Origin of the sequence: Pseudomonas sp. NBRC 111132, assembly GCF_001320565.1 — a bacterium.
Taxonomy (GTDB): Bacteria; Pseudomonadota; Gammaproteobacteria; order Pseudomonadales; family Pseudomonadaceae; genus Aquipseudomonas; species Aquipseudomonas putida_P.
On the sequence record NZ_BCBI01000006.1, the window covers coordinates 61,544 to 81,578 of the forward strand.

Annotated in this window: 20 protein-coding genes; 13 read left to right on the forward strand and 7 right to left on the reverse strand. The window is 64.2% G+C overall.

All coding sequences use genetic code 11. The annotated features are described in order from the left end of the window. Positions 1-39 precede the first annotated feature (39 nt). Complete coding sequence (locus tag APH35_RS04545; protein WP_012274394.1) at positions 40-636, forward strand: MarC family protein; 597 nt, start codon at positions 40-42, stop codon at positions 634-636. Here APH35_RS04545 and APH35_RS04550 read toward each other — a convergent pair. The 7 genes from APH35_RS04550 to cobG form a co-directional block, all read right to left on the reverse strand. Continuing rightward, the gene (locus tag APH35_RS04550) at positions 633-1,256 is read right to left on the reverse strand and encodes a hypothetical protein (RefSeq protein ID WP_060514269.1); all 624 of its coding nucleotides are present in this window, start codon (positions 1,254-1,256) and stop codon (positions 633-635) included. The two genes, APH35_RS04545 and APH35_RS04550, sit on opposite strands and share 4 nt — an antisense overlap. Continuing rightward, positions 1,249-1,941 (reverse strand): hypothetical protein, encoded by a 693-nt coding sequence (locus tag APH35_RS04555; protein ID WP_082425686.1) that lies wholly within the window; start codon positions 1,939-1,941, stop codon positions 1,249-1,251. Before APH35_RS04555 ends, APH35_RS04550 begins: the two co-directional genes overlap by 8 nt. 59 nt (positions 1,942-2,000) lie before the next feature. Next, complete coding sequence (locus APH35_RS04560) at positions 2,001-2,681, reverse strand: hypothetical protein (protein ID WP_060514270.1); 681 nt, start codon at positions 2,679-2,681, stop codon at positions 2,001-2,003. Between the two features lie 93 nt (positions 2,682-2,774). After that, positions 2,775-4,472, reverse strand: coding sequence for a precorrin-3B C(17)-methyltransferase (cobJ, locus tag APH35_RS04565; protein ID WP_060493408.1), 1,698 nt, complete (start codon positions 4,470-4,472; stop codon positions 2,775-2,777). Continuing rightward, positions 4,460-5,194: a precorrin-2 C(20)-methyltransferase gene (locus APH35_RS04570; protein WP_171577229.1), complete on the reverse strand. Its 735-nt coding sequence runs from the start codon at positions 5,192-5,194 to the stop codon at positions 4,460-4,462. Before APH35_RS04570 ends, cobJ begins: the two co-directional genes overlap by 13 nt. Further along, positions 5,191-5,817: a precorrin-8X methylmutase gene (locus APH35_RS04575; protein ID WP_012274400.1), complete on the reverse strand. Its 627-nt coding sequence runs from the start codon at positions 5,815-5,817 to the stop codon at positions 5,191-5,193. Before APH35_RS04575 ends, APH35_RS04570 begins: the two co-directional genes overlap by 4 nt. Beyond that, positions 5,810-7,141, reverse strand: a complete 1,332-nt coding sequence (gene cobG / locus APH35_RS04580; protein WP_082425687.1) for a precorrin-3B synthase — start codon at positions 7,139-7,141, stop codon at positions 5,810-5,812. The genes APH35_RS04575 and cobG overlap by 8 nt, the downstream gene beginning before the upstream one ends. A gap of 145 nt (positions 7,142-7,286) precedes the next feature. Here cobG and APH35_RS04585 point away from each other — a divergent pair, with 145 nt between their 5' ends. The 12 genes from APH35_RS04585 to urtA all read left to right on the forward strand — a co-directional run bounded on the left by APH35_RS04585 (position 7,287) and on the right by urtA (position 19,980). Continuing rightward, a complete protein-coding gene (locus APH35_RS04585; RefSeq protein WP_060493409.1) occupies positions 7,287-8,498 on the forward strand; it encodes a bifunctional cobalt-precorrin-7 (C(5))-methyltransferase/cobalt-precorrin-6B (C(15))-methyltransferase in 1,212 nt (403 codons plus the stop codon). Then, positions 8,491-9,585, forward strand: coding sequence for a cobalt-precorrin-5B (C(1))-methyltransferase (locus tag APH35_RS04590; RefSeq protein WP_012274403.1), 1,095 nt, complete (start codon positions 8,491-8,493; stop codon positions 9,583-9,585). The genes APH35_RS04585 and APH35_RS04590 overlap by 8 nt, the downstream gene beginning before the upstream one ends. Continuing rightward, on the forward strand, positions 9,582-10,301 hold the full coding sequence (locus tag APH35_RS04595; RefSeq protein WP_060514272.1) for a cobalt-precorrin-6A reductase: 720 nt from the start codon (positions 9,582-9,584) through the stop codon (positions 10,299-10,301). The genes APH35_RS04590 and APH35_RS04595 overlap by 4 nt, the downstream gene beginning before the upstream one ends. A 123-nt stretch (positions 10,302-10,424) precedes the next feature. After that, on the forward strand, positions 10,425-10,862 hold the full coding sequence (locus APH35_RS04600) for an NfeD family protein (RefSeq protein WP_012274405.1): 438 nt from the start codon (positions 10,425-10,427) through the stop codon (positions 10,860-10,862). A 27-nt stretch (positions 10,863-10,889) separates the two neighbouring features. Beyond that, positions 10,890-11,744, forward strand: a complete 855-nt coding sequence (locus APH35_RS04605) for an SPFH domain-containing protein (protein ID WP_012274406.1) — start codon at positions 10,890-10,892, stop codon at positions 11,742-11,744. 217 nt (positions 11,745-11,961) lie between these two features. After that, a complete protein-coding gene (locus tag APH35_RS04610) occupies positions 11,962-12,351 on the forward strand; it encodes a DUF2946 domain-containing protein (protein ID WP_060514273.1) in 390 nt (129 codons plus the stop codon). Between the two features lie 47 nt (positions 12,352-12,398). Continuing rightward, positions 12,399-12,884, forward strand: coding sequence for a copper chaperone PCu(A)C (locus APH35_RS04615; RefSeq protein WP_012274408.1), 486 nt, complete (start codon positions 12,399-12,401; stop codon positions 12,882-12,884). 22 nt (positions 12,885-12,906) lie between these two features. Then, entirely contained in the window at positions 12,907-13,338 is a 432-nt protein-coding gene (locus tag APH35_RS04620; RefSeq protein ID WP_012274409.1) for a DUF2946 domain-containing protein, read from the forward strand. 66 nt (positions 13,339-13,404) lie between these two features. Continuing rightward, positions 13,405-15,471 carry a TonB-dependent copper receptor gene (locus APH35_RS04625; protein WP_060514274.1) on the forward strand — a complete coding sequence of 689 codons (2,067 nt, stop codon included), beginning with the start codon at positions 13,405-13,407 and terminating at the stop codon, positions 15,469-15,471. 58 nt (positions 15,472-15,529) lie between these two features. After that, positions 15,530-16,897: a PepSY-associated TM helix domain-containing protein gene (locus APH35_RS04630; protein ID WP_060514275.1), complete on the forward strand. Its 1,368-nt coding sequence runs from the start codon at positions 15,530-15,532 to the stop codon at positions 16,895-16,897. A gap of 222 nt (positions 16,898-17,119) precedes the next feature. Further along, the gene (gene cycA / locus APH35_RS04635) at positions 17,120-18,526 is read left to right on the forward strand and encodes a D-serine/D-alanine/glycine transporter (protein WP_060493415.1); all 1,407 of its coding nucleotides are present in this window, start codon (positions 17,120-17,122) and stop codon (positions 18,524-18,526) included. 188 nt (positions 18,527-18,714) lie between these two features. Further along, positions 18,715-19,980, forward strand: coding sequence for an urea ABC transporter substrate-binding protein (gene urtA, locus APH35_RS04640; RefSeq protein WP_012274414.1), 1,266 nt, complete (start codon positions 18,715-18,717; stop codon positions 19,978-19,980). The last annotated feature ends 55 nt before the right edge of the window (positions 19,981-20,035 follow it).

The following is a 20,035-nucleotide window of genomic DNA, read 5'->3' on the forward strand; positions in this document are numbered from 1 at the left end:
TGGGAGCGCAAGCTTCAGATTGCCCAAGGAATAGTGCTCATGCTCCATGAGTTGTTCAGCGTCTACCTGAAAATGCTCGTGCTCTACAGCCCGTTCTTCGTGCTGTCGTGCTTCATCAGCCTGACCCGCGGCCACTCCAGCAAGGAGCGCAAGCAACTGGCCTGGAAGGTCGCCTTCGCAGCCTTGGTCGCCAGCGTGCTGCTGTACCTGTTCGGGCGGGTGATCTTCGGCATTTTCGGCATCACCGCCGACGCCTTCCGCATCGGGGCCGGTAGCGTGCTGTTCATTTCTGCCTTGGGTATGGCCCAGGGCAAGCCGGCGGTGCAGGCCGACAACGTGCAGCAGGATGTGACCATCGTGCCGCTGACCATTCCACTGACTGTCGGCCCTGGCACCATCGGCGCCCTGCTGGTCATGGGCGTGGGCCAGCCGCATTGGGATGACAAATTGCTGGCCATCGTCAGCATCGCGCTGGCCAGCTTTACCGTCGGCCTGGTGCTGTACTTGTCACACGGCATCGAACGCATCCTTGGCGACCAAGGGCTGCAGATCGTCAGCCGGCTGATGGGGTTGTTCGTCTGCGCCTTGGCTGCGCAAATCATCTTTACCGGCATCAAGGGCTACCTGGTGCCCTAAAGGGCGTAATCCAGAATGCGTTGCAAAGAGACCTGAACGACACGTTCCTGCACTTTTGGCAAAAAGCTGTGCTCGAACGCCAGCATGTTGAAACGTATCAACTCCGCACGCACATTCCGATGGCTGCGCCTATGGCTGATGAAGCCTGCACGGAAGGCCGAACGTACATCCGCTTCATGGTAAAGCACCATGTCCACCCGGTTGGCACCGGCCGGAGCGCAAGGCAGCAGCTGGAAATGCTGGCGTTCGTAGGCGCACCGCTCAAGCGACTGCAGCACCGCCGGGTTGGCCAACAGCTTGCGCATGGAAATGCCGATCGCCGAGGCAAAGTGCTCGCCAGCCGTTGCCGCAATGGTTTCCAGCACCTGGTCGGCCTGACGGGCGCGCTGTCCATCCGGCCAATGAACCTGCTCGGCAGACACTGCATCCCAGCCCATATATTTGAGCTGGTTGCGGTAGTAGGCAAACCAGTCCTCGATCAACCCTTCTCGAAACGCCGTCTCGGTAGCACGTTCGGCCATTGCCAGGGCCAGTTTCACCTTGTTTTGCAAAGCGGCCGGAATACCTGGCAAGAACGAAACGATGCCCGCGCCGATCACGGCAGACGTGGCGTCACTCATGATGTGCTCCCGTTATCGGCGCATAAGGGTCAAACCGGTAAGCGCCTTGTGCATCCTTGGTTTTCATCAACGCCTGCAGTTCATCGCGCTGGCGTTGGAACCGACTGTTATCCAATGCCAGGGAAACGCCGTTGAACTCTGCCTCTCCTTGAAGCACCTGTTCACTCAGCCAAGTGCCCAGCGGGATATTCGAAATCGACTTGCCGACCTGCATCGAGATGCTGCACAGATCCAGCACCGGCCCTGCCTTGAGCACGCCCAGCTCGATCACAAGCTTCGCCCCCTGCGTCTGCTCCTGCGTGCTGTACTTCAGCAAGTGGCCAAAACCTTCCAGTGATCGGCTCAAACCCGTTTTCACCGCTGCCAGCACGGCCTCGTGACGGATAGAGCGCATTCTCAGCCATGCCTCAAGTGGCTGCACCGGCGCGGTGCGCAAGGGCTGCCCCAAGTGCTTGAGGTCGTGGGTAGTGGCCAGTTTGATCCAGCCAAGTTGGCGGTATGCATCCCTGTAGGCGGAGTACCAACGCTCGTAGTCGTTGAAGCGTGGCCCGGCATTCTTGTTGGCCAGCAACTGCGCATAAAGTATCGAATCGAACGCAGCTTGGCGTTGCTCCTCGGTGGCGCCTGTGGAATACAGCAATGCCGTCCCACCAATCAACATCAGCTGTTCAACTGAACTATTCATAGTCTTGTCTCATTGCAAACAAGCGAACAAGGCGGCGTTGGTGCAACGCCGCCGCGCTATCAGATGTCGTATTGGAGTACGTTCTCGACGCTGCGCACGCCGAGTTTGTTTTCCACGGTTTCGCGCACTTTGTCGTACACGAAGTTGTTGAGCGTGAGCACCGCGGTGCCGGCGTAGTAGTGGGTCTTGTCCAGCTTCCACTGGATGCCCAGCACGTCATCGTCCAGTGTCGGGGCAGATGCCTGGATGCAGCTCACGACCATGACCACATCGTTGCTCTCTGTTTCGATGCAGGCAGCCAGGCCAACCATGCCCCTGGATTTGTTCTTGCGTTTGTGGTCGAGCACCTTGGCGTCGTTTTCGACGGTGGTCATTTTATCGAAGGCCATCTTGGCCAGAGCACCCAGCTTGGTGCCCCCCAGCAGTGCGTTGCCAGCAACACCGATCGCCCGGACGGCAACGGCGCCTACGGTGACAGACAGCTCCGCCGACGTTTCCAGCTCGAAGGTGCGTCGAGGGATGGTAAAGCCAAGATCACGCATCACATCGATGAATTTGTCGTACCACTCCCGGCTCTGCTTTTCGGCATCGAACGCTTTGTCGGCCACTAATGTGGCGAAGTGGAAGGCGTTCTTGACGTCGTGACGGCTTTTCGCAGACATACCTGCGCCGCAGGCCAGCAGGTTGCCTTCGACCAGGATGGCGGTGTTGTTGGTGGTGACTTGTGTTTCATCGGACATGTAGAAACTCCTTGATGGTTGCCCCTTGAGTCAGGGGCAATCACCTTATCCAGCCCGCTGGCGATTCAGCGCGCTGAAGAGTTTCCGACGCAACTAGTTGGTGGTGGGGTACCAACGCGGGGTGTAGGCCCATACCCCGCCCGACAGACGAGGGAATACGCAGGTTGTAGAGGAGCCGACCAACACCATGGTGCGCATATCGACCATTTCTGGCTGCAGCTCGGCCAAGGTGACTACCTTCAGCGTCTGCCCCGGCCTACCGATGTCACGCCCAAGGACTACAGGCGTGCTCCCGTCGCGGTGCCGACGCACCACCTCCAGCGCCACCCCTAGCTGGTGCGGCCTGGCTTTGGAGATCGGGTTGTAGAACGCCAGCACCAGGTCGGCCTGAGCCGCCAGGTCCAGGCGCTTTTCGATGATCGACCAGGGCTTGAGGTTGTCCGACAGCGACATCACGCAGAAGTCATGCCCCAGCGGTGCTCCCGCCTGGGCGGCGGTTGCCAGCGAGGCCGACACCCCTGGCAGAATCTCAAGGTCCACGCGGTGCCAGGCGGGGTCGCTGGACTCATGCAACGCTTCAAGCACCGCAGCGGCCATGGCGAACACGCCCGGGTCACCCGACGAAACCACCACCACCGAACGGCCCTGGGCCGCCAGCTCGAAGGCATGCCGGGCGCGCTGCATCTCTTCACGGTTGTCGGTGCAGTGCAGGATCTGGTCATCACGGAACGGCCCGGCCATGCGCACGTAGGTTTCGTAGCCGAGCACATCCTCAGCCTGTGCCAGTTCGGCCTTGACCACCGGCACCATCAATTGCGCCGCACCTGGACCAAGGCCGATAACCGCCAGACGACCGCGACGGCGGCCGATTTGTGCTACATCGACCGGCGCAGGCGCCACCGCGATGACTACATCCCCATGCGTTATCAACTCGGCATTGGGCAATGCCGCAGCAACCATGCTGGCCACGTCGCCTGGGTTGCTGGCAAAGCGCAAGGCGACACCCAAGGTCTGCGCAGCCTCGTGCAAGGCACTGTCGGCCATGGCGCGCTCGTCCGCCAGCACGCAGGCTACCGATGGCTCGGCGATGCCGGCCTGCTGCAATGCCGCACGCATGCTGTGCAGGTTGCCACCGGCAACACCCACGACCACCGAGCGCGGGTGGATCAGCAGTTCGTCGCGGTTGGCCGGGCGCACCTGATGCCCCACATGGATGGTGCGCTGCGCCGCTTCGCTGGCGGGCAACTGCACCTGCTGCAACCACGGGGCGTCACCCTCGATGCGCACCGACTCACCTGCCAGCAAATCGGAAACGAAACGCTTGCCTTGCTCGATGTCCGCCAGTGCGTAACCTTGCGGCGGGTTCAACAGGCAAGTGCCGAAGCGCAGCTCACCACTGGTGGTAATGGCGGCGGCAACGCCCAGCGCTTCTGCGATTTCGCGCGCCATCAGGTTGACCCCACCGAGGCCACCGAGCAACGGCACTACCGCGCTGCCATCCTCGGCCACGGCCAGTACCGGCGGCTCGCTGCCCTTCTCGCTAAGCACGCTGGCCAGGCTGCGAATGACGATACCGGCAGCACACAGGGCAATGATCGGCATGTCCTGCTGGTACAGCCCGCGCAGGGTATCGCCGAACGCGGTGTACGACTGGTCTGCCCCCTCGACACGCCCCTGCAGGCCATGGATTGTGGCCTGTGGGTAGCACTGCTGGATTCGCTGCGCGGTGGCCAGGCTACCCGGGCCAAGGATGACGATTGCCGGTGCCTTGTGCATGTTCAACCCTGCCATTTTTCCCCCGGCACGATGATCAGCGAGAAGTACGGCGACGACTGCGGGTCGACCTGGTCCAGCGGCACGATCTTCTGGTTGGCCATGGTCGCCCGCTCCACATACAGCGCACGCCCGTCCAGGCCCAGTTCGGCCAGCACTTCGCGCACCTTGGGGAAATTGCGCCCAAGCTTCATGATCACCGCTGCATCGGCATCGGCCAGGCGGCGCTTGAGCTCTTCGGCGGGCAACACACCAGACAATACCGACAGGCTCTGGTTGCGGTACACCAGCGGCGCGCCCAGTACCGAAGCACCACCAAGCATCGAGCAGACACCGGGGATCACTTCGGCCTCATAGCGCTGCGCCAGGCGGTCATGCAGGTACATGTAGGAGCCGTAGAAGAACGGGTCACCTTCGCAGATCACCGCCACGTCGCGGCCGGCATCCAGGTGCTCGGCCACTTGCACGCTGGCTTCGTCGTAGAAGTCGCTGATCACCTGCTCATAGGACAGCGGCGCCGGCAGGGCTTCGGTGGTTACCGGGTAGACCAGCGGCAGCAGGGTCTGCTCGGGCTGCAGGTGTGCTTCGATGATCCCAAAAGCGTTACCACGCTTGCCCTTGGCCACGAAGTAACCGACCACCGGCGCCTCGCGCAGCAGGCGCAAGGCCTTGAGGGTAATCAGTTCCGGGTCGCCAGGGCCCACGCCCAGGCCCAGCAGTCGTCCACGCGGCAGCATCATTCCACCTCCGTGGCCAGGGCGTTGACCGCGGCGGCAGCCATCGCGCTACCGCCCAGGCGGCCTTGCATGATCACGAACGGCACGCCGCGGCTGTCAGCGGCGAGCATGGCCTTGGACTCGGCAGCACCGACGAAACCGACCGGAAAGCCGAGGATCAGCGCAGGCTTGGGTGCGCCAGCATCGAGCATTTCCAATAGGTAGAACAGGGCGGTGGGGGCGTTGCCGATCACCACCACGCTGCCTTCCAGGTACGGCCGCCACAGCTCCAGGGCCACGGCGGAACGGGTGTTGCCGGCGTCTTTGGCCAAGCCCGGCACGCTGGGGTCGCGCAGGGTGCAAATGACTTTGTTGTCTGCTGGCAGCCGGGCCCGGGTAATGCCTTCGGCCACCATGTGCGCATCGCACAGGATCGGCGCGCCGTTGAGCAGCGCCTCTCGCCCGGCCCGTCCGGCACCTTCGGAAAACTGCAGGCCATCGATGGCGTCGACCATGCCGCAGGCGTGGATCACGCGCACGGCGAGCTTTTCCAGGTCGGCGGGGATCCGCTCAAGCTTGGCTTCCTCTCGGATGATCCGAAAGGAATTGCGATAGATCTCCTGACCATCGCGGATGTAGTCAATCATCAAGGTGCTCCGTCGGCAGGTCGAGCATGGCGCCTGCTTCATTCAAGGTAAGGTCGGTGGCGCGCAGGGCACCGAAGCCCGGCTGGCGCGCATCACGCAGGTACAGGTCGTAACGGCCCGGCGAACGGGCCAGCAGCGTGGCCGGGGCAACATGGGCCACGGCGCAGGAACGAGGGCAACCGGACAGGTGCACGCTGGCGGGCACGCCAGGGCCCAGCAGCGCGGCCAAGGCAACGGCGTCGGCCTTGGTCTCGCCAAGGGCCTTGGCGCAGCCGCTGGCACCGGTGCAGGCGCTGATGCGCGCCAGGGGTTCGTGGTCATGGCACAGCAAACCCAGCGCAGACAGTTCGGCTTGGGCTTGGTCGATGTGTTGTGCTTGCAGGTTGGTCAGCACCAGGCTTTGCCAGGGGCTCAGACGCAGGCTGCCATCGCCCAGTTCGCGGGCAATGCGCGCGGCACCACGCAGCATGGCGGGGGTCAGGCGGCCTTGCGGCGGGGCCACGCCAAGGGCAACACCGTGCGTCTGGGGCAGCGTGCCCAACCACGAGGCGCGGTGCTCTTCACGGCGCCATCCGAGCACGGCGGCATCACGGCGGATATCCAGGCCCAGCCCGTCGACGAAATCAGTTGCCGAGTGCACTTCAAGCAACTGGCGCATGCGCGACTGCGTCGGGGTTGCCAGGTCGAGGAAGCGTTCCAGCACTGCGCGCACCAGCGCCAGGCCCTGCGCCAGCGGCACCGCGCCGAGCACTTTGCCGTCCGCCGGGCAGCCCGCCAAACCAAACGCCAGCCAGGTCTGCTGCAGCAGGCGTAGGGGTGATAGCCACAAGTCATGGGGGTGCTCAAGCATGGCCAGGCGTTCGCCAGCATCCAGTTGCACGGCGAACTTGGCCGACAACTGGTGAAAGCGCGGGGTGCCTTCCAGCAGGTCGAGGATCTGCCCGGCCAGCGGCCGCGCGTCCAGCAGCATTGCCGGGTCATGCCCGGCCAGCGGGCTGAGCATCAGGTTGCGCACATCGTCACCGGCCGCCTCGCGCGGGCCCAGGCCGGCTGCGAGCAGGGTCTCGACCAAAGCACGATGCTCGCTGCCAATGCCGCGGATCTGCAGGTTGCCACGGTTGGTGGCCTCGATCACACCACCGGCAAAACGCTCAGCTGCCGCCGCCACCGCTTCGGCCTGCTCGGCCAGCAGCAGGCCGCCAGGCAGCTTGATGCGGCAGATGCCGCCATCACGGGCACTGACGATGCGCCACAACCCCGGGCAGGCCGAGGGGCGAGGCGAAACATTGGGGGCATGGGCCTGCGTCAAAGGGGTATCCGGCAATCTGTGAAAATGCGCTTGAGTGTAGAAGGCGCGGTATTATGCCTGCTTTGTCCGGCGGCATGAAAAGCCGGTGGTCGAGCATCATTCGAGTTTTAGCTGAAATGTTGGGGCTGCCATGCAGCTCCAACATATTGAAGAGGTACACATGGCACCCTGGCTGACAGTAGTAGGCATCGGCGAAGACGGCTTCAGTGGCCTGGGCAAACAGGCCCGGCGTGCGCTGTTGGGCGCTGCGCGGATCTTCGGCAGCCCACGCCAGCTGGCCCTGCTACCGCGCTGCGTGCCCGGCGAGCGGCTGGGCTGGCCAAGCCCGTTTTCGCTGGCCCCGGTGCTGGCCCTGCGTGGCGAGCCCGTGTGCGTACTGGCCAGCGGCGACCCGATGTTCTACGGCGTCGGTGCCAGCCTTGCACGCCAGGTACCCGCCGATGAAATGCGCGTACTGTCGATGCCCACCTCTTGCGCACTGGCCGCCGCCCGCCTGGGCTGGCCGCTGCAGGATGTGCAGGTGGTGTCTCTGGTAGCCCGCCCCCTGGCGGCGCTCAATGCTCACCTGCACAGCGGCGTACGTTTGCTGGTGCTGAGCAACGACGGCGACAGCCCGGCGGCCATTGCCACGCTGCTGCGCGAGCGTGGCTACGGGCCAAGCCGCCTGCGTGTGTTCGAACACCTGGGAGGCCCGCACGAACGTGTGTTGGCCGGCACCGCCCAAGACTGGCCACACGCCGATATCGCAGCGCTCAACCTGGTGGCCATCGAATGCCTGGCCACGCCCGAAGCGCCGCGTCTGCACCGGCTGGCCGGGCTGCCGGACAGCGCCTTCCGGCATGACGGCCAACTGACCAAACGCGATGTCCGCGCCATCACCCTGGCGCGCCTGGCGCCGCAGCCGGGTGAACTGCTGTGGGACGTGGGCGCGGGCTGCGGCTCGATCGGCATCGAATGGATGCGCGCCCACCCGGCCTGCCGCGCGCTGGCCATCGAGGCCGACGAAGGCCGCCAAGGCTTCATCGAACATAACCGCGATGCATTGGGTGTACCCGGCCTGCAGCTGGTGCGCGGCAAGGCCCCAGCGGCACTGCAAGGCCTGGAACGCCCGGATGCGATCTTCATCGGCGGCGGCGTCACCCGCGAGGGTGTGCTCGACCTGTGCTGGGCCAGCCTGCGCCCCGGTGGCCGGCTGGTAGCCAACGCGGTAACCCTGCAAAGCGAACTGGCCCTGGCGTCTTTTCGCGAGCAGCACGGTGGTGAGCTGACCCGCATCCATGTCGCCCACGCCCAGCCCTTGGGTGCGTTCGACACCTGGCGCCAGGCGCTGCCGATCACCCTGCTGGATGTGGTGAAGCCCGCCGATGCGTGAAGAGACCCGCGAACAGCCCGCGCCCCTGCGCAGCGGCCTGACCACCGGCAGCTGCGCCACCGCCACCAGCCTGGCGGCCGCTCGCTTGCTGCTGAGCGGCGAAACCAGCGATGCCGTCAGCATTACCTTGCCCAAGGGCAAGGTGGTGCAGATGCGCCTGGAGTTCTGCCGATTAGCCGGCGAAAGCGCCGAAGCCGGCACACTCAAGGACGCTGGCGACGACCCGGACGTGACCCACGGCGCCCTGCTCTACAGCCAGGTGCGCTTGCTGGACGAGCCAAGCATCCGCTTTGTCGCCGGCAGCGGTGTCGGCACCGTGACCCGGCCGGGGCTGGTGCTTGCGGTGGGTGAGCCGGCCATCAACCCGGTGCCGCGCCGCATGATCAGCGAGCACCTGCAACGCCTGGCCGACGAATGCGGCTACTTCGGCGGCTTCGAGGTCACGGTCAACGTGCAGGGCGGCGAACAGCTGGCACTCAAGACCATGAACCCGCGCCTGGGCATCCTCGGCGGGCTGTCGATCCTCGGCACCAGCGGCATCGTGCGGCCGTTCTCCTGTGCGGCCTATATCGCCTCGATCCACCAAGGTATCGACGTGGCCCACACCAACGGCTACACGCATATCGCCGCCTGCACTGGCAACGCCAGCGAAGACACCATGCGCCGGGTCTACGGCCTGCCGGAAATCGCCCTGATCGAAATGGGCGACTTTGTCGGCGCGGTGCTCAAGCACCTGCGCAAAGTGCCGGTGCCGCGCCTGACCCTGTGTGGTGGTTTTGGCAAGATCAGCAAACTGGCCGCCGGGCACATGGACCTGCACAGCCGCCATTCCAGCATCGATCTGCCGCAACTGGCGGGCTGGGCCGCAGACATTGGTGCTGACGCAGCGCTGCAGGCCGCCATCATCGGCGCCAACACTAGCCAGCAAGCGCTCGCGCTGGCGCATGCGGCCGGCATTGCCCTCGGGGACGCGGTATGCGCCCACGCCCTGGCGTTCGCCCGCAGCGTGGTGCCGGCGCAGGTGCAAGTGGAAGTGTTCGCCATCGACCGCCAAGGCGGTATCGTTGGCCGGGCAGGTGTGCAATGACCGCGCGCATCCTGCTGCTGGGCGGTGTCACTGAAGCCCTGGCCATCGCTCGTCGCCTCGGCCCGCAGCATGTCTACAGCCTGGCCGGTATCGGCCGCGTACCGCAGGACCTGCAATGCCAGGTACGGGTCGGCGGCTTTGGCGGCGCCGAGGGCTTGGCCAACTACCTGCGCGAGGCGTGTATCACCCTGCTGGTCGATGCCACCCACCCCTACGCTGCACAGATCAGCCGCAATGCTGCCAGCGCTGCGCGTAGCGCCGGCGTCACGTGCTGGGCCTTGCGCCGCCCGGCCTGGCAAGCGCAAGCGGGGGACGACTGGCGTGAGGTCGAGGACTGGGCGGGGCTGAGAGAGGCACTCAAGCCGTTCCGCAGGCCTCTGTTCACGCTAGGCCGCGAGCCGTTGCAACACCTGGACGAGATTCCGCCGGAGCAGTTCTGGACGTTGCGGGCGCTGGAAGCCTGCCCAGGCAATGAGCGCTGCGAAGTGATCGGTGCACGCGGGCCGTTCCATATCGAGGATGAACGGGCATTGTTCCAGCGTCGCAGCATCGATGTGCTGATCAGCAAGAACAGCGGCAGCGTGGCGACCGAACCAAAGCTGGAGGTAGCACGGGAGTTGGGCGTACCGGTGTTGGTCCTGAAGCGGCCAGCTTTGCCGGATGTGGACCGAGCATTCGAATCACCCTCAGACCTGGCTGCAGCGCTCGACCTGTAATCTCAAACTACGTACGGCGGCGGTCCTACAACCATTTCGGATCTTTCTGGCAACTTGTCAAATGGCGCTGCATCACTGTCCTCCCTTAAACTCAACACCCCTCCCCCGCAAGGTTTCACCCATATGGAAATGCAATGGTGGATCTGGCTGGTCTTCGGCATCGCGCTGATCCTGCTCGAACTGGTCCTGCCGACGTTCTTCATCCTCTGGTTCGGCATCGGTGCCGTGTTGGTCTCGCTGATCTCGCTCGCTGCTCCCAGCCTGCAACTGGACATGCAGGTGCTGCTGTGGGTACTGCTGTCATCAGTCACCACGGCGCTCTGGTTCAAGCTGTTCCGACGCAAGCAGCCAGATGTGCGCTGGACCGCCGACAGCGTGATCGGCGAAGTGGGCCTGCTGACCGCTGGGGTGTCGGAGTTCCACAAAGGCCGCGTGCGTTTCCAGAAGCCGATTCTCGGCAACGAAGAATGGACATGCATCGCTGACAGCGAAATCCCGGCCGGCGAACGGGTGCGCCTGACCGCCATCGAGGGGAACACCGCCCGCGTCGTCCGGGCCTGAATCCGCACAAAAAGGAATTAAAGCACCATGACCAGCCTCATCGTCGTCGGCGCCATCGCCCTGTTCGTCCTGATCACCGTGTTCAAAGGGGTGCGCATCGTGCCCCAAGGCGAGGAATGGATCGTCGAGCGCCTGGGCCGCTATCACAGCACGCTCAAACCGGGCCTGAACATTCTCATCCCGTACATGGACGTGGTCGCCTACCGCCTGCCGACCAAGGACATCATCCTCGATGTGCAACAGCAGGAAATCATCACCAGGGACAACGCCGTAATCGTCGCCAACGCCCTGTGCTTCGCCAAGGTGGTCGACCCGCAGAAAGCCTCGTATGGCGTGCAGAATTTCTCGTTCGCTGTCACCAGCCTGACGATGACCTCGCTGCGCGCCATCGTCGGCGCCATGGACCTGGACGAAGCGTTGTCCAGCCGCGAGCAGATCAAGGCCCGCCTGCGCGAGGCAATGTCCGAGCAGACCGAAGACTGGGGCGTTACCGTGCGTTCGGTGGAAATCCAGGACATCAAGCCTTCGGAAAACATGCAACTGGCCATGGAACGCCAGGCCGCCGCCGAGCGTGAGCGCAAGGCCGATGTAACCCGCGCCGAAGGTGCCAAGCAGGCAGCGATCCTTGAAGCCGAAGCACGCCTGCAGGCAGCCAGGCTGGATGCCGAGGCGCAGATCAGCCTGGCCGAGGCCTCGGCGCGGGCGATTTCGCTGGTCAAGGAAGCGGTGGGCAACGAGACCGTGCCGGCCATGTACCTGCTGGGCGAGCGCTATATCGGGGCCATGGAGAACCTGGCGGGCAGCAACAATGCCAAGGTGGTGGTGTTGCCGGCGGACCTGCAAGAGACCGTGCGCGGGTTGATGGGCCGTAACAAGGCTTGAGATTGTCGGGGGCGCTTTGCGCCCCATCGCGACACAAGGCCGCTCCTACAGGGACCGCTGCCCAACGGTACGCGGTCCTTGTGGGAGCGGCCTTGTGTCGCGATGGGCTGCGCAGCAGCCCCGTTACCCGACCACCTGCGTCACTTCACCGCACCCCGTCATTTTTACCTATACTCCGCCTTACAATACCCACCACGATTCCTGACCGGATCTCTCCATGCCCCCACGTCGGCACATTGCCTGGATAGCCTGCCTTGCAGTGCTGTTCAACCTGCTGGCCATGCCGCTGTCCTCTGCTGCGCCCAAGGGCCCGGCCGAACAGCTGCTGTGGGGGGCTTTCTGTTCCAGCATGGCCAACAAGGCCAACGTCGATGTCCAGGCCCTGGCCAAGATCGACCTCGGCCCGCAAAACGACGACAGCGCCAGCATGATGAATTGCTGGTGCTGCTCTGGCGCCGCGCCGCTGCTGGCCCTGCCCGGCTACCCGCCACAGTTGCACAACCCGCCGACACTGCTCGCCGGCCTGTTGCCGCCGCCTGCCAAGTACCAACCCACGCCGCGCCAACTCTGGCCTGCGCTAAACCCCCGTGCCTCTCCGCTGGCCTGAGTTCATCACGCTGTCTGCCTGAACCTGAACAGAAACGGAGATTCATTATGCTCAAGCACGCCCTCGTCATGGCCGCCCTGCTGCTGCCTGGCGCCTTTGCCAATGCCCACGAATACAGCGTGGGTGACCTGCACATTGCCCACCCCTGGTCGCTGCAGCTGCCACCCAACGCGCCCAACGTCGCCGCGTATTTCGTGGTGCACAACAATGGCCAGGCCGACGACCGCCTGCTCAGTGTCGACAGCCCCATCAGCGATGACGCGCAACTGCACGAACATGCCATGAGCGCCAGCGGCGCCATGAAGATGCAACAGGTGCCCAGCGTGGTGGTGCCTGCCGGCAAGGACCTGACCTTCGCCCCCAGCGCCTACCATGTGATGCTGATGCAGCCCAAGGACCGCAGCCTGCTCACGGATGGCAAACGCTTCCCGTTGACCCTGCATTTCGAAAAGGCCGGCGACATCACCGTCGAAGTGGCTGTGCAGAAGCAGGCGCCAGCGGATCAACCGCAAGCCCACGAACACGCGCACTGACACCTGCTGACAGGCACTCGCCATGAGCCTGCCGCGCAACAGCATCAGCCGTACCACCCGCCCTGACCGCAGGCGCGCCGGTGGCGGATGGCTGAGCCTGTTCGCCATGTGGATGATCTTCATCGGCCCGCTGATTTCCCAGTCGATGCCGATGGACCACCACGCCGGCATGAGCATGCCAATGGACATGCCGATGGCGGCTGCCCATCAGCATGGCGGCGACAGCCATCACGGCCATGGCGGCGATGGCCAACTGCACGTGATGTGGGAAAAGTGCGGTTACTGCAGCCTGTTGTTCAATTGCCCGGCCCTGCCCCAGGCCCTCAGCCCGCTCAGTGCCGGCAGCGTAATCCCCACCAGCCATCTGCTTGCGCCAACGCACCAGGGCCATGCCCGGCAGGCTGTATTCCCCGGTGCGCGCAGCCGCGCCCCGCCTTCCTCGATCAGCGTCTGAACCCACATTTTGCGCACGGAGCCAGGAGGCTTCGCGCTAACTCATGACTGATCAACTGGAATCATTATGTCCGGCTGCACCCCTGTTTTTGCCTTGTCCCTGCGTGGGACTCTCGCCGCCGTGTGCGGCTCGCTGCTCGCGCCCGTGGCCCTGGCCGCCGACCCTGGCCATGAAGGCCATGCGCACGACGCACCCGAGCTGAGCCCGACGGTCATCACTGCCGTGGCGCCCAGTTCGCCACTGACCGTGGTCACCAACCCGAAAGACCCGCGCCAACCGGTGCCGGCCAGCGACGGCGCCGACTACCTGAAGACCATCCCAGGCTTCTCGGCGATCCGTGCCGGCGGCACCAACGGCGACCCGGTGTTGCGGGGCATGTTCGGCTCACGCCTGAACATCCTCACCAACGGCGGCCTGATGCTGGGCGCTTGCCCTAACCGCATGGACGCGCCCACCTCTTACATTTCGCCGGAAACCTACGACCGCCTGACTGTGATCAAAGGCCCGCAAAGCGTGATCTGGGGCCCCGGTGGTTCGGCAGGCACCATCCTCTTCGAGCGCGAGCCCGAGAAGTTCGGCGCCCTCGGCAGCCGCGTGAACGCCAGCCTGCTGGCCGGCTCCAACGGCCGCTTCGACAAAGTGCTGGATGCCGCCGCCGGCAACAGCCAGGCCTACGCCCGCTTCGTCGGCAACCAGTCACGCTCGGATGACTACCACGACGGCAACGACGACACCGTGCCATCGCGCTGGGAAAAGTGGAACGGCGATGTCGCCCTCGGCTGGACGCCAGACCAGGACACCCTGCTGGAGCTGACCGCCGGCAAGGGCGATGGCGAGGCCCGCTACGCCGGGCGTGGCATGGACGGCTCGCAGTTCAAGCGCGAAAGCCTGGGCCTGCGCTTTGAAAAGTCCAACCTCGGCGAGGTGCTCGACAAGGTCGAGGCGCAGGTCTACTACAACTACGCCGACCATGTGATGGACAACTACAGCCTGCGCACACCGTCGGGCAGCGGCATGATGGGCATGCCGATGGTCAGCAACGTCGACCGCCGCACCCTGGGCGCACGCATCAAAGCCACCTGGCGCTGGGCCGATGTGCAGCTGATCAGCGGCATCGACGCGCAAACCAACGAACATCGCCAGCGTGGCGGCATGGGTGTGGACGCACACAAGGGCCAGGCCTGGACCAAGGACGCCGACTTCCACAACTACGGCGCTTTCAGCGAACTGACCTGGTATGTCGGCGGTGAAGACCGGCTGATTACCGGCGCCCGCCTGGACCGCGCCTCAGCCCGTGACTTCCGTAAAGGCAGCGCCACCGAAGGCGATACCCGCGCCGACACCCTGCCCAGCGGTTTTATCCGCTACGAGCACGACCTGGCAGCCCTCCCGGCCACCACTTACATTGGCCTCGGCCATGCCCAGCGCTTCCCTGACTACTGGGAGCTGTTCTCGCCCAAGCTGGCACCGCCTGGGGCGGCCAACGCCTTCGACGGCATCAAGCCAGAGAAGACCACCCAACTCGACTTCGGCATCCAGTACCGCACCGAGCGCCTGGAGGCCTGGGCGTCGGGCTATGTCGGGCAGATCCGCGACTACATCCTGTTCGACTACCGCACCGGCATGATGGGCATGAGCACTTCCCGGGCACAGAACATCGACGCCCGCATCATGGGCGGCGAACTGGGCGCGGCCTACCTGCTGACCGAAAACTGGAAGGCCGACGCCACGCTGGCCTACGCTTGGGGCAAGAACAGCAGTGATGGCAAAGCGCTACCCCAAATGCCACCACTGGAAAGCCGTCTGGGCCTGACCTACAGCCGCGATGTGTGGAGCGTCGGCGCACTGTGGCGGCTGGTGGCGGCGCAAAACCGCATTGCCGAGAACCAAGGCAACGTGGTCGGCAAGGACTACGACAAGAGCGCCGGCTTCGGCGTGTTCTCGCTCAACGGCGCCTACAAGGTGAACAACAACCTCAAGCTCAGCGCAGGGGTCGACAACCTGTTCGACAAAACCTACGCCGAGCACTTGAACCTGGCCGGGAACGCCGGGTTCGGCTACCCGGCTACCGATCCTCAGCCGGTCAACGAGCCAGGCAGGACCTTCTGGACCAAGGTCGATTTCAGCTTCTGACAACAACAACGGGCGCAGCTTCGGTTGCGCCCATCAGCTGGTCAAACAGGAGGTTCCCATGAGAGGAACACGCAGCAATTTCTATAACCTGGCCTGGCGTTGGCACTTCTATGCGGGGCTGTTCGTGGCCCCGTTCATGATCCTGTTGGCGATCACCGGGATCATCTACCTGTTCAAGCCGCAGCTCGACCCGCTGCTGTACCGCGACTTGATGGTGGTCGAAGCCGGCCACCACCGGCAGGGCGCGGACATGATGCTGGCCGAAGTACGCCAGGCTTACCCCAAGGGCCATGTCGGCCAGTACCTGCCGCCACTGAGCGCCGAGCGCAGTGCACAGTTCGTGGTGCATGACGGCGGGCGCGAACTGAACGTTTTCGTCGACCCCTACAACGGCAAGGTCCTCGGTGAGCAGGACGGCAAGCAGAACCTGCAGGCCATCGCCCGTGCGCTGCATGGTGAACTGATGGTCGGCACGCTCGGCGACCGCCTGGTGGAACTGGCCGCCGGCTGGGGCATCGTGCTGGTGGTGTCGGGCCTGTACCTGTGGTGGCCACGCGGACGCAATGGCGCTGGCGTGCTGTGGCCCCGGTTCAGTGCGCGCGGCCGCTTGTTCTGGCGCGACCTGCATGCGGTAACTGGCTTCTGGGGTTCGGCCCTGTTGTTGCTGATGCTGGTCAGCGGCATGACCTGGACCGGCCTGTGGGGCAAGCAGTATGCCGATTTGTGGAACCGCTTCCCGGCCGCCATGTGGAACGACGTGCCCAAGTCGGACCAACAGGCGGGTGAGCTGAACAACGCACACCGCCAAACCGTGCCCTGGGCGATGGAAAACACGCCAATGCCGCAGTCTGGCGCACACGCCGAACACGCCGGCCACTCCATGATGTCAGACATGCCCGCAGCGCCTCAGGTGAGCGTGCAGCAGGTCGAGGACATCGCCACTTCGCGCCAGGTCGAGCCGGGCTACAGCATCACCCTGCCCACCACTGCCGACGGGGTGTTCACCATTGCCGTGTTCGCCGACGACCCGCGCAACGACGCTACCTTGCATGTCGATCAATACACCGGCAAGGTTCTGGCCGATGTGCGCTGGCAGGACTACAGCCCGGTCGCCCGCGCCACCGAGATGGGCGTGATGCTGCATGAAGGCAAGATGTTCGGGGCGTTCAACCAGGTCGTCATACTGCTGGTGTGCCTGATGATTCTGCTGGGCTCGGTGAGCGGCCTGGTGATGTGGTGGAAGCGCCGGCCAGCCGGTGGGCTGGGCGTGCCGCCGCTGCGTCATGACCTGCCGCGCTGGAAGACGGCGGTGGGGGTAATGCTGGTGCTGGGGGTGATGTTCCCGCTGGTGGGGGTATCGATGGTGGTGATGTGGGTTGTCGATAGCCTGGTGGTAAGGCGCCGTCGGATGCTGGTTCAGGCTTGAGATTGCCGGGGGCGCTTTGCGCCCCTTTCGCGACACAAGGCCGCTCCTACAGGAATGCGCGATCATTGTAGGAGCGGCCTTGTGTCGCGAAAGGGCTGCACAGCAGCCCACAGCTGCCACCCAAAAGTAGAGTCGATCTGTCGCGCCCTGAACTGGAACGCGCGTGTTAGCCTAGCCGGCTACCTCAGACAAGAAGACCGACCTTACAAGGGAATGCAGCCTATGACGCAAACCTCACCCTCAACGCCAGATGAACAGCATCTGCAGCGCAACCTGACCAACCGCCACATCCAGCTGATCGCCATCGGCGGCGCGATCGGTACCGGCCTGTTCATGGGCTCGGGCAAAACCATCAGCCTGGCCGGGCCGTCGATCATCTTCGTCTACATGATCATCGGCTTCATGCTGTTCTTCGTCATGCGCGCCATGGGCGAACTGCTGCTGTCGAACCTGAACTACAAGTCGTTCATCGACTTCTCCGCCGACCTGCTCGGCCCCTGGGCCGGCTATTTCACCGGCTGGACCTACTGGTTCTGCTGGGTGGTCACCGGCATCGCCGACGTGGTCGCCATCGCCGCCTACACGCAGTTCTGGTTCCCCGACTTGCCACAGTGGATACCGGCGCTGACCTGCGTCGGGCTGCTGCTGTCGCTGAACTTGGTGACGGTGAAAATGTTCGGCGAGCTGGAATTCTGGTTCGCCCTGGTCAAGATCGTCGCCATCCTTGGCCTGGTCGCGACTGGCCTGTACATGGTGATCACCGGCTTCACCTCGCCCAGCGGGCGCACCGCACAGCTGGCCAACCTGTGGAATGACAGCGGCATGTTCCCCCATGGCCTGATGGGCTTCTTCGCCGGTTTCCAGATCGCGGTGTTCGCCTTCGTCGGCATCGAGCTGGTGGGTACCACCGCCGCCGAAGCGAAGAACCCGGAGCGCACCCTGCCGCGGGCGATCAACTCGATCCCGATCCGCATCATCGTGTTCTATGTGCTGGCGCTGATCGCGATCATGGCCGTGACCCCATGGCGCGACGTGGTGCCAGGCAAGAGCCCGTTCGTCGAACTGTTCGTGCTGGCGGGCCTGCCGGCAGCGGCGAGCATCATCAACTTCGTGGTACTGACCTCGGCGGCCTCGTCGGCCAACAGCGGCGTGTTCTCCACCAGCCGCATGCTCTACGGCCTGAGCCAGGAGGGTGATGCGCCCAAGGCCTTCGAGAAGCTGTCGAGCCGCTCGGTACCGGCCAACGGCCTGTACTTCTCCTGCACCTGCCTGCTGCTGGGCGCGGTACTGATCTACCTGGTACCGGACGTGGTCGAGGCGTTCACCCTGGTGACCACGGTGTCGGCGGTGCTGTTCATGTTCGTCTGGACGCTGATCCTGCTGTCGTACCTGAAGTACCGCAAAAACCGCGCAGCGCTGCACCAGGCGTCGAAGTACAAGATGCCCGGCGGGCGCTTCATGTGCTACGTGTGCCTGGTGTTCTTCGCCGGCATCCTAGTGCTGCTGAGCCTGGAGGCCGACACCCGCTCGGCGCTGGTAGTGACGCCGATCTGGTTCATGATTCTGGCGGTGACGTATCAGTTCGTGCGCAGCAGACGCCATCCACGCACGGCTGTGCGTAACGGCTGATGGCCTCGGGGGCCGCTATGCGGCCCCAATCCTGTGCACACAAATATTCCAGGCACCAAGCTGGACCTCGCCAACGCCCCATCACCTCGCACAACCCTTCTATTACGCCAGTTTCGCCACTAGGCACACCCCTTGCAACGCCCCTCCCCGCTGCCCAACACCCTAAAAGAACTCAGCGGAGAGAGCACATGAAGCGTCGCAGTCTGATCAAGGCTTTTACCCTCAGCGCATCGATTGCGGCGATGGGCCTGAGCTGGAGCATCCAGGCCGCCGAGACCATCAAGGTCGGCATCCTGCATTCGCTTTCCGGGACCATGGCCATTTCCGAGACCTCGCTCAAGGACATGGCGCTGATGACCATCGACGAAATCAACGCCAAGGGCGGTGTGAACGGCAAGATGCTCGAGCCGGTAGTGGTCGACCCAGCCTCCAACTGGCCGCTGTTCGCTGAAAAGAGCCGTCAGTTGCTGACCCAGGACAAGGTCGCCGTGGTGTTCGGCTGCTGGACCTCGGTGTCGCGCAAGTCAGTGCTGCCGGTGTTCGAAGAGCTCAACGGCCTGCTGTTCTACCCGGTGCAGTACGAAGGTGAAGAGATGTCGCCGAACGTGTTCTACACCGGCGCCGCGCCCAACCAGCAGGCGATTCCGGCCGTGGAATATTTGATGAGCGAGGACGGCGGTAGCGCCAAACGCTTCTTCCTGCTGGGCACCGACTACGTCTACCCGCGCACCACCAACAAGATTCTGCGCGCCTTCCTGCATAGCAAGGGTGTGGCCGACAAGGATATCGAAGAGGTGTACACGCCGTTCGGCCATGCCGATTACCAGACCATCGTCGCCAACATCAAGAAGTTCTCCGCCGGTGGCAAGACGGCGGTCATTTCCACGGTCAACGGCGACTCCAACGTGCCGTTCTACAAGGAGCTGGCCAACCAGGGCCTGAAGGCTACCGACGTGCCAGTGGTGGCCTTCTCGGTGGGCGAAGAGGAGCTGCGCGGCATCGACACCAAGCCACTGGTGGGCCACCTGGCGGCGTGGAACTACTTCGAATCGGTGGATAACCCGGTGAACCAGAAGTTCGTCGCCGACTGGAAGGCCTATGCCAAAGCCAAGGGCCTGCCGGGTGCCGACAAGGCCGTAACCAACGACCCGATGGAAGCCACCTATGTGGGCATCCACATGTGGGCGCAAGCAGTGGAAAAAGCCAAGTCCACCGACGTCGACAAGGTGCGTGAGGCGCTGGCCGGGCAGAGCTTCAAGGCGCCCTCGGGCTTCACCCTGACCATGGACAAGACCAACCACCACCTGCACAAGCCGGTGATGATCGGCGAGATCCAGGATGACGGGCAGTTCAGCGTGGTGTGGGAAACCGAGCAGCCGCTGCGGGCGCAGCCATGGAGCCCGTTCATTCCGGGCAACGACAAGCGCCCGGACTATGCAGTGAAAGGTAACTGAGCACTGGGGCCGCCATGCGGCCCCATCGCGAGCCAGCTCGCTCCTACAAATGAAG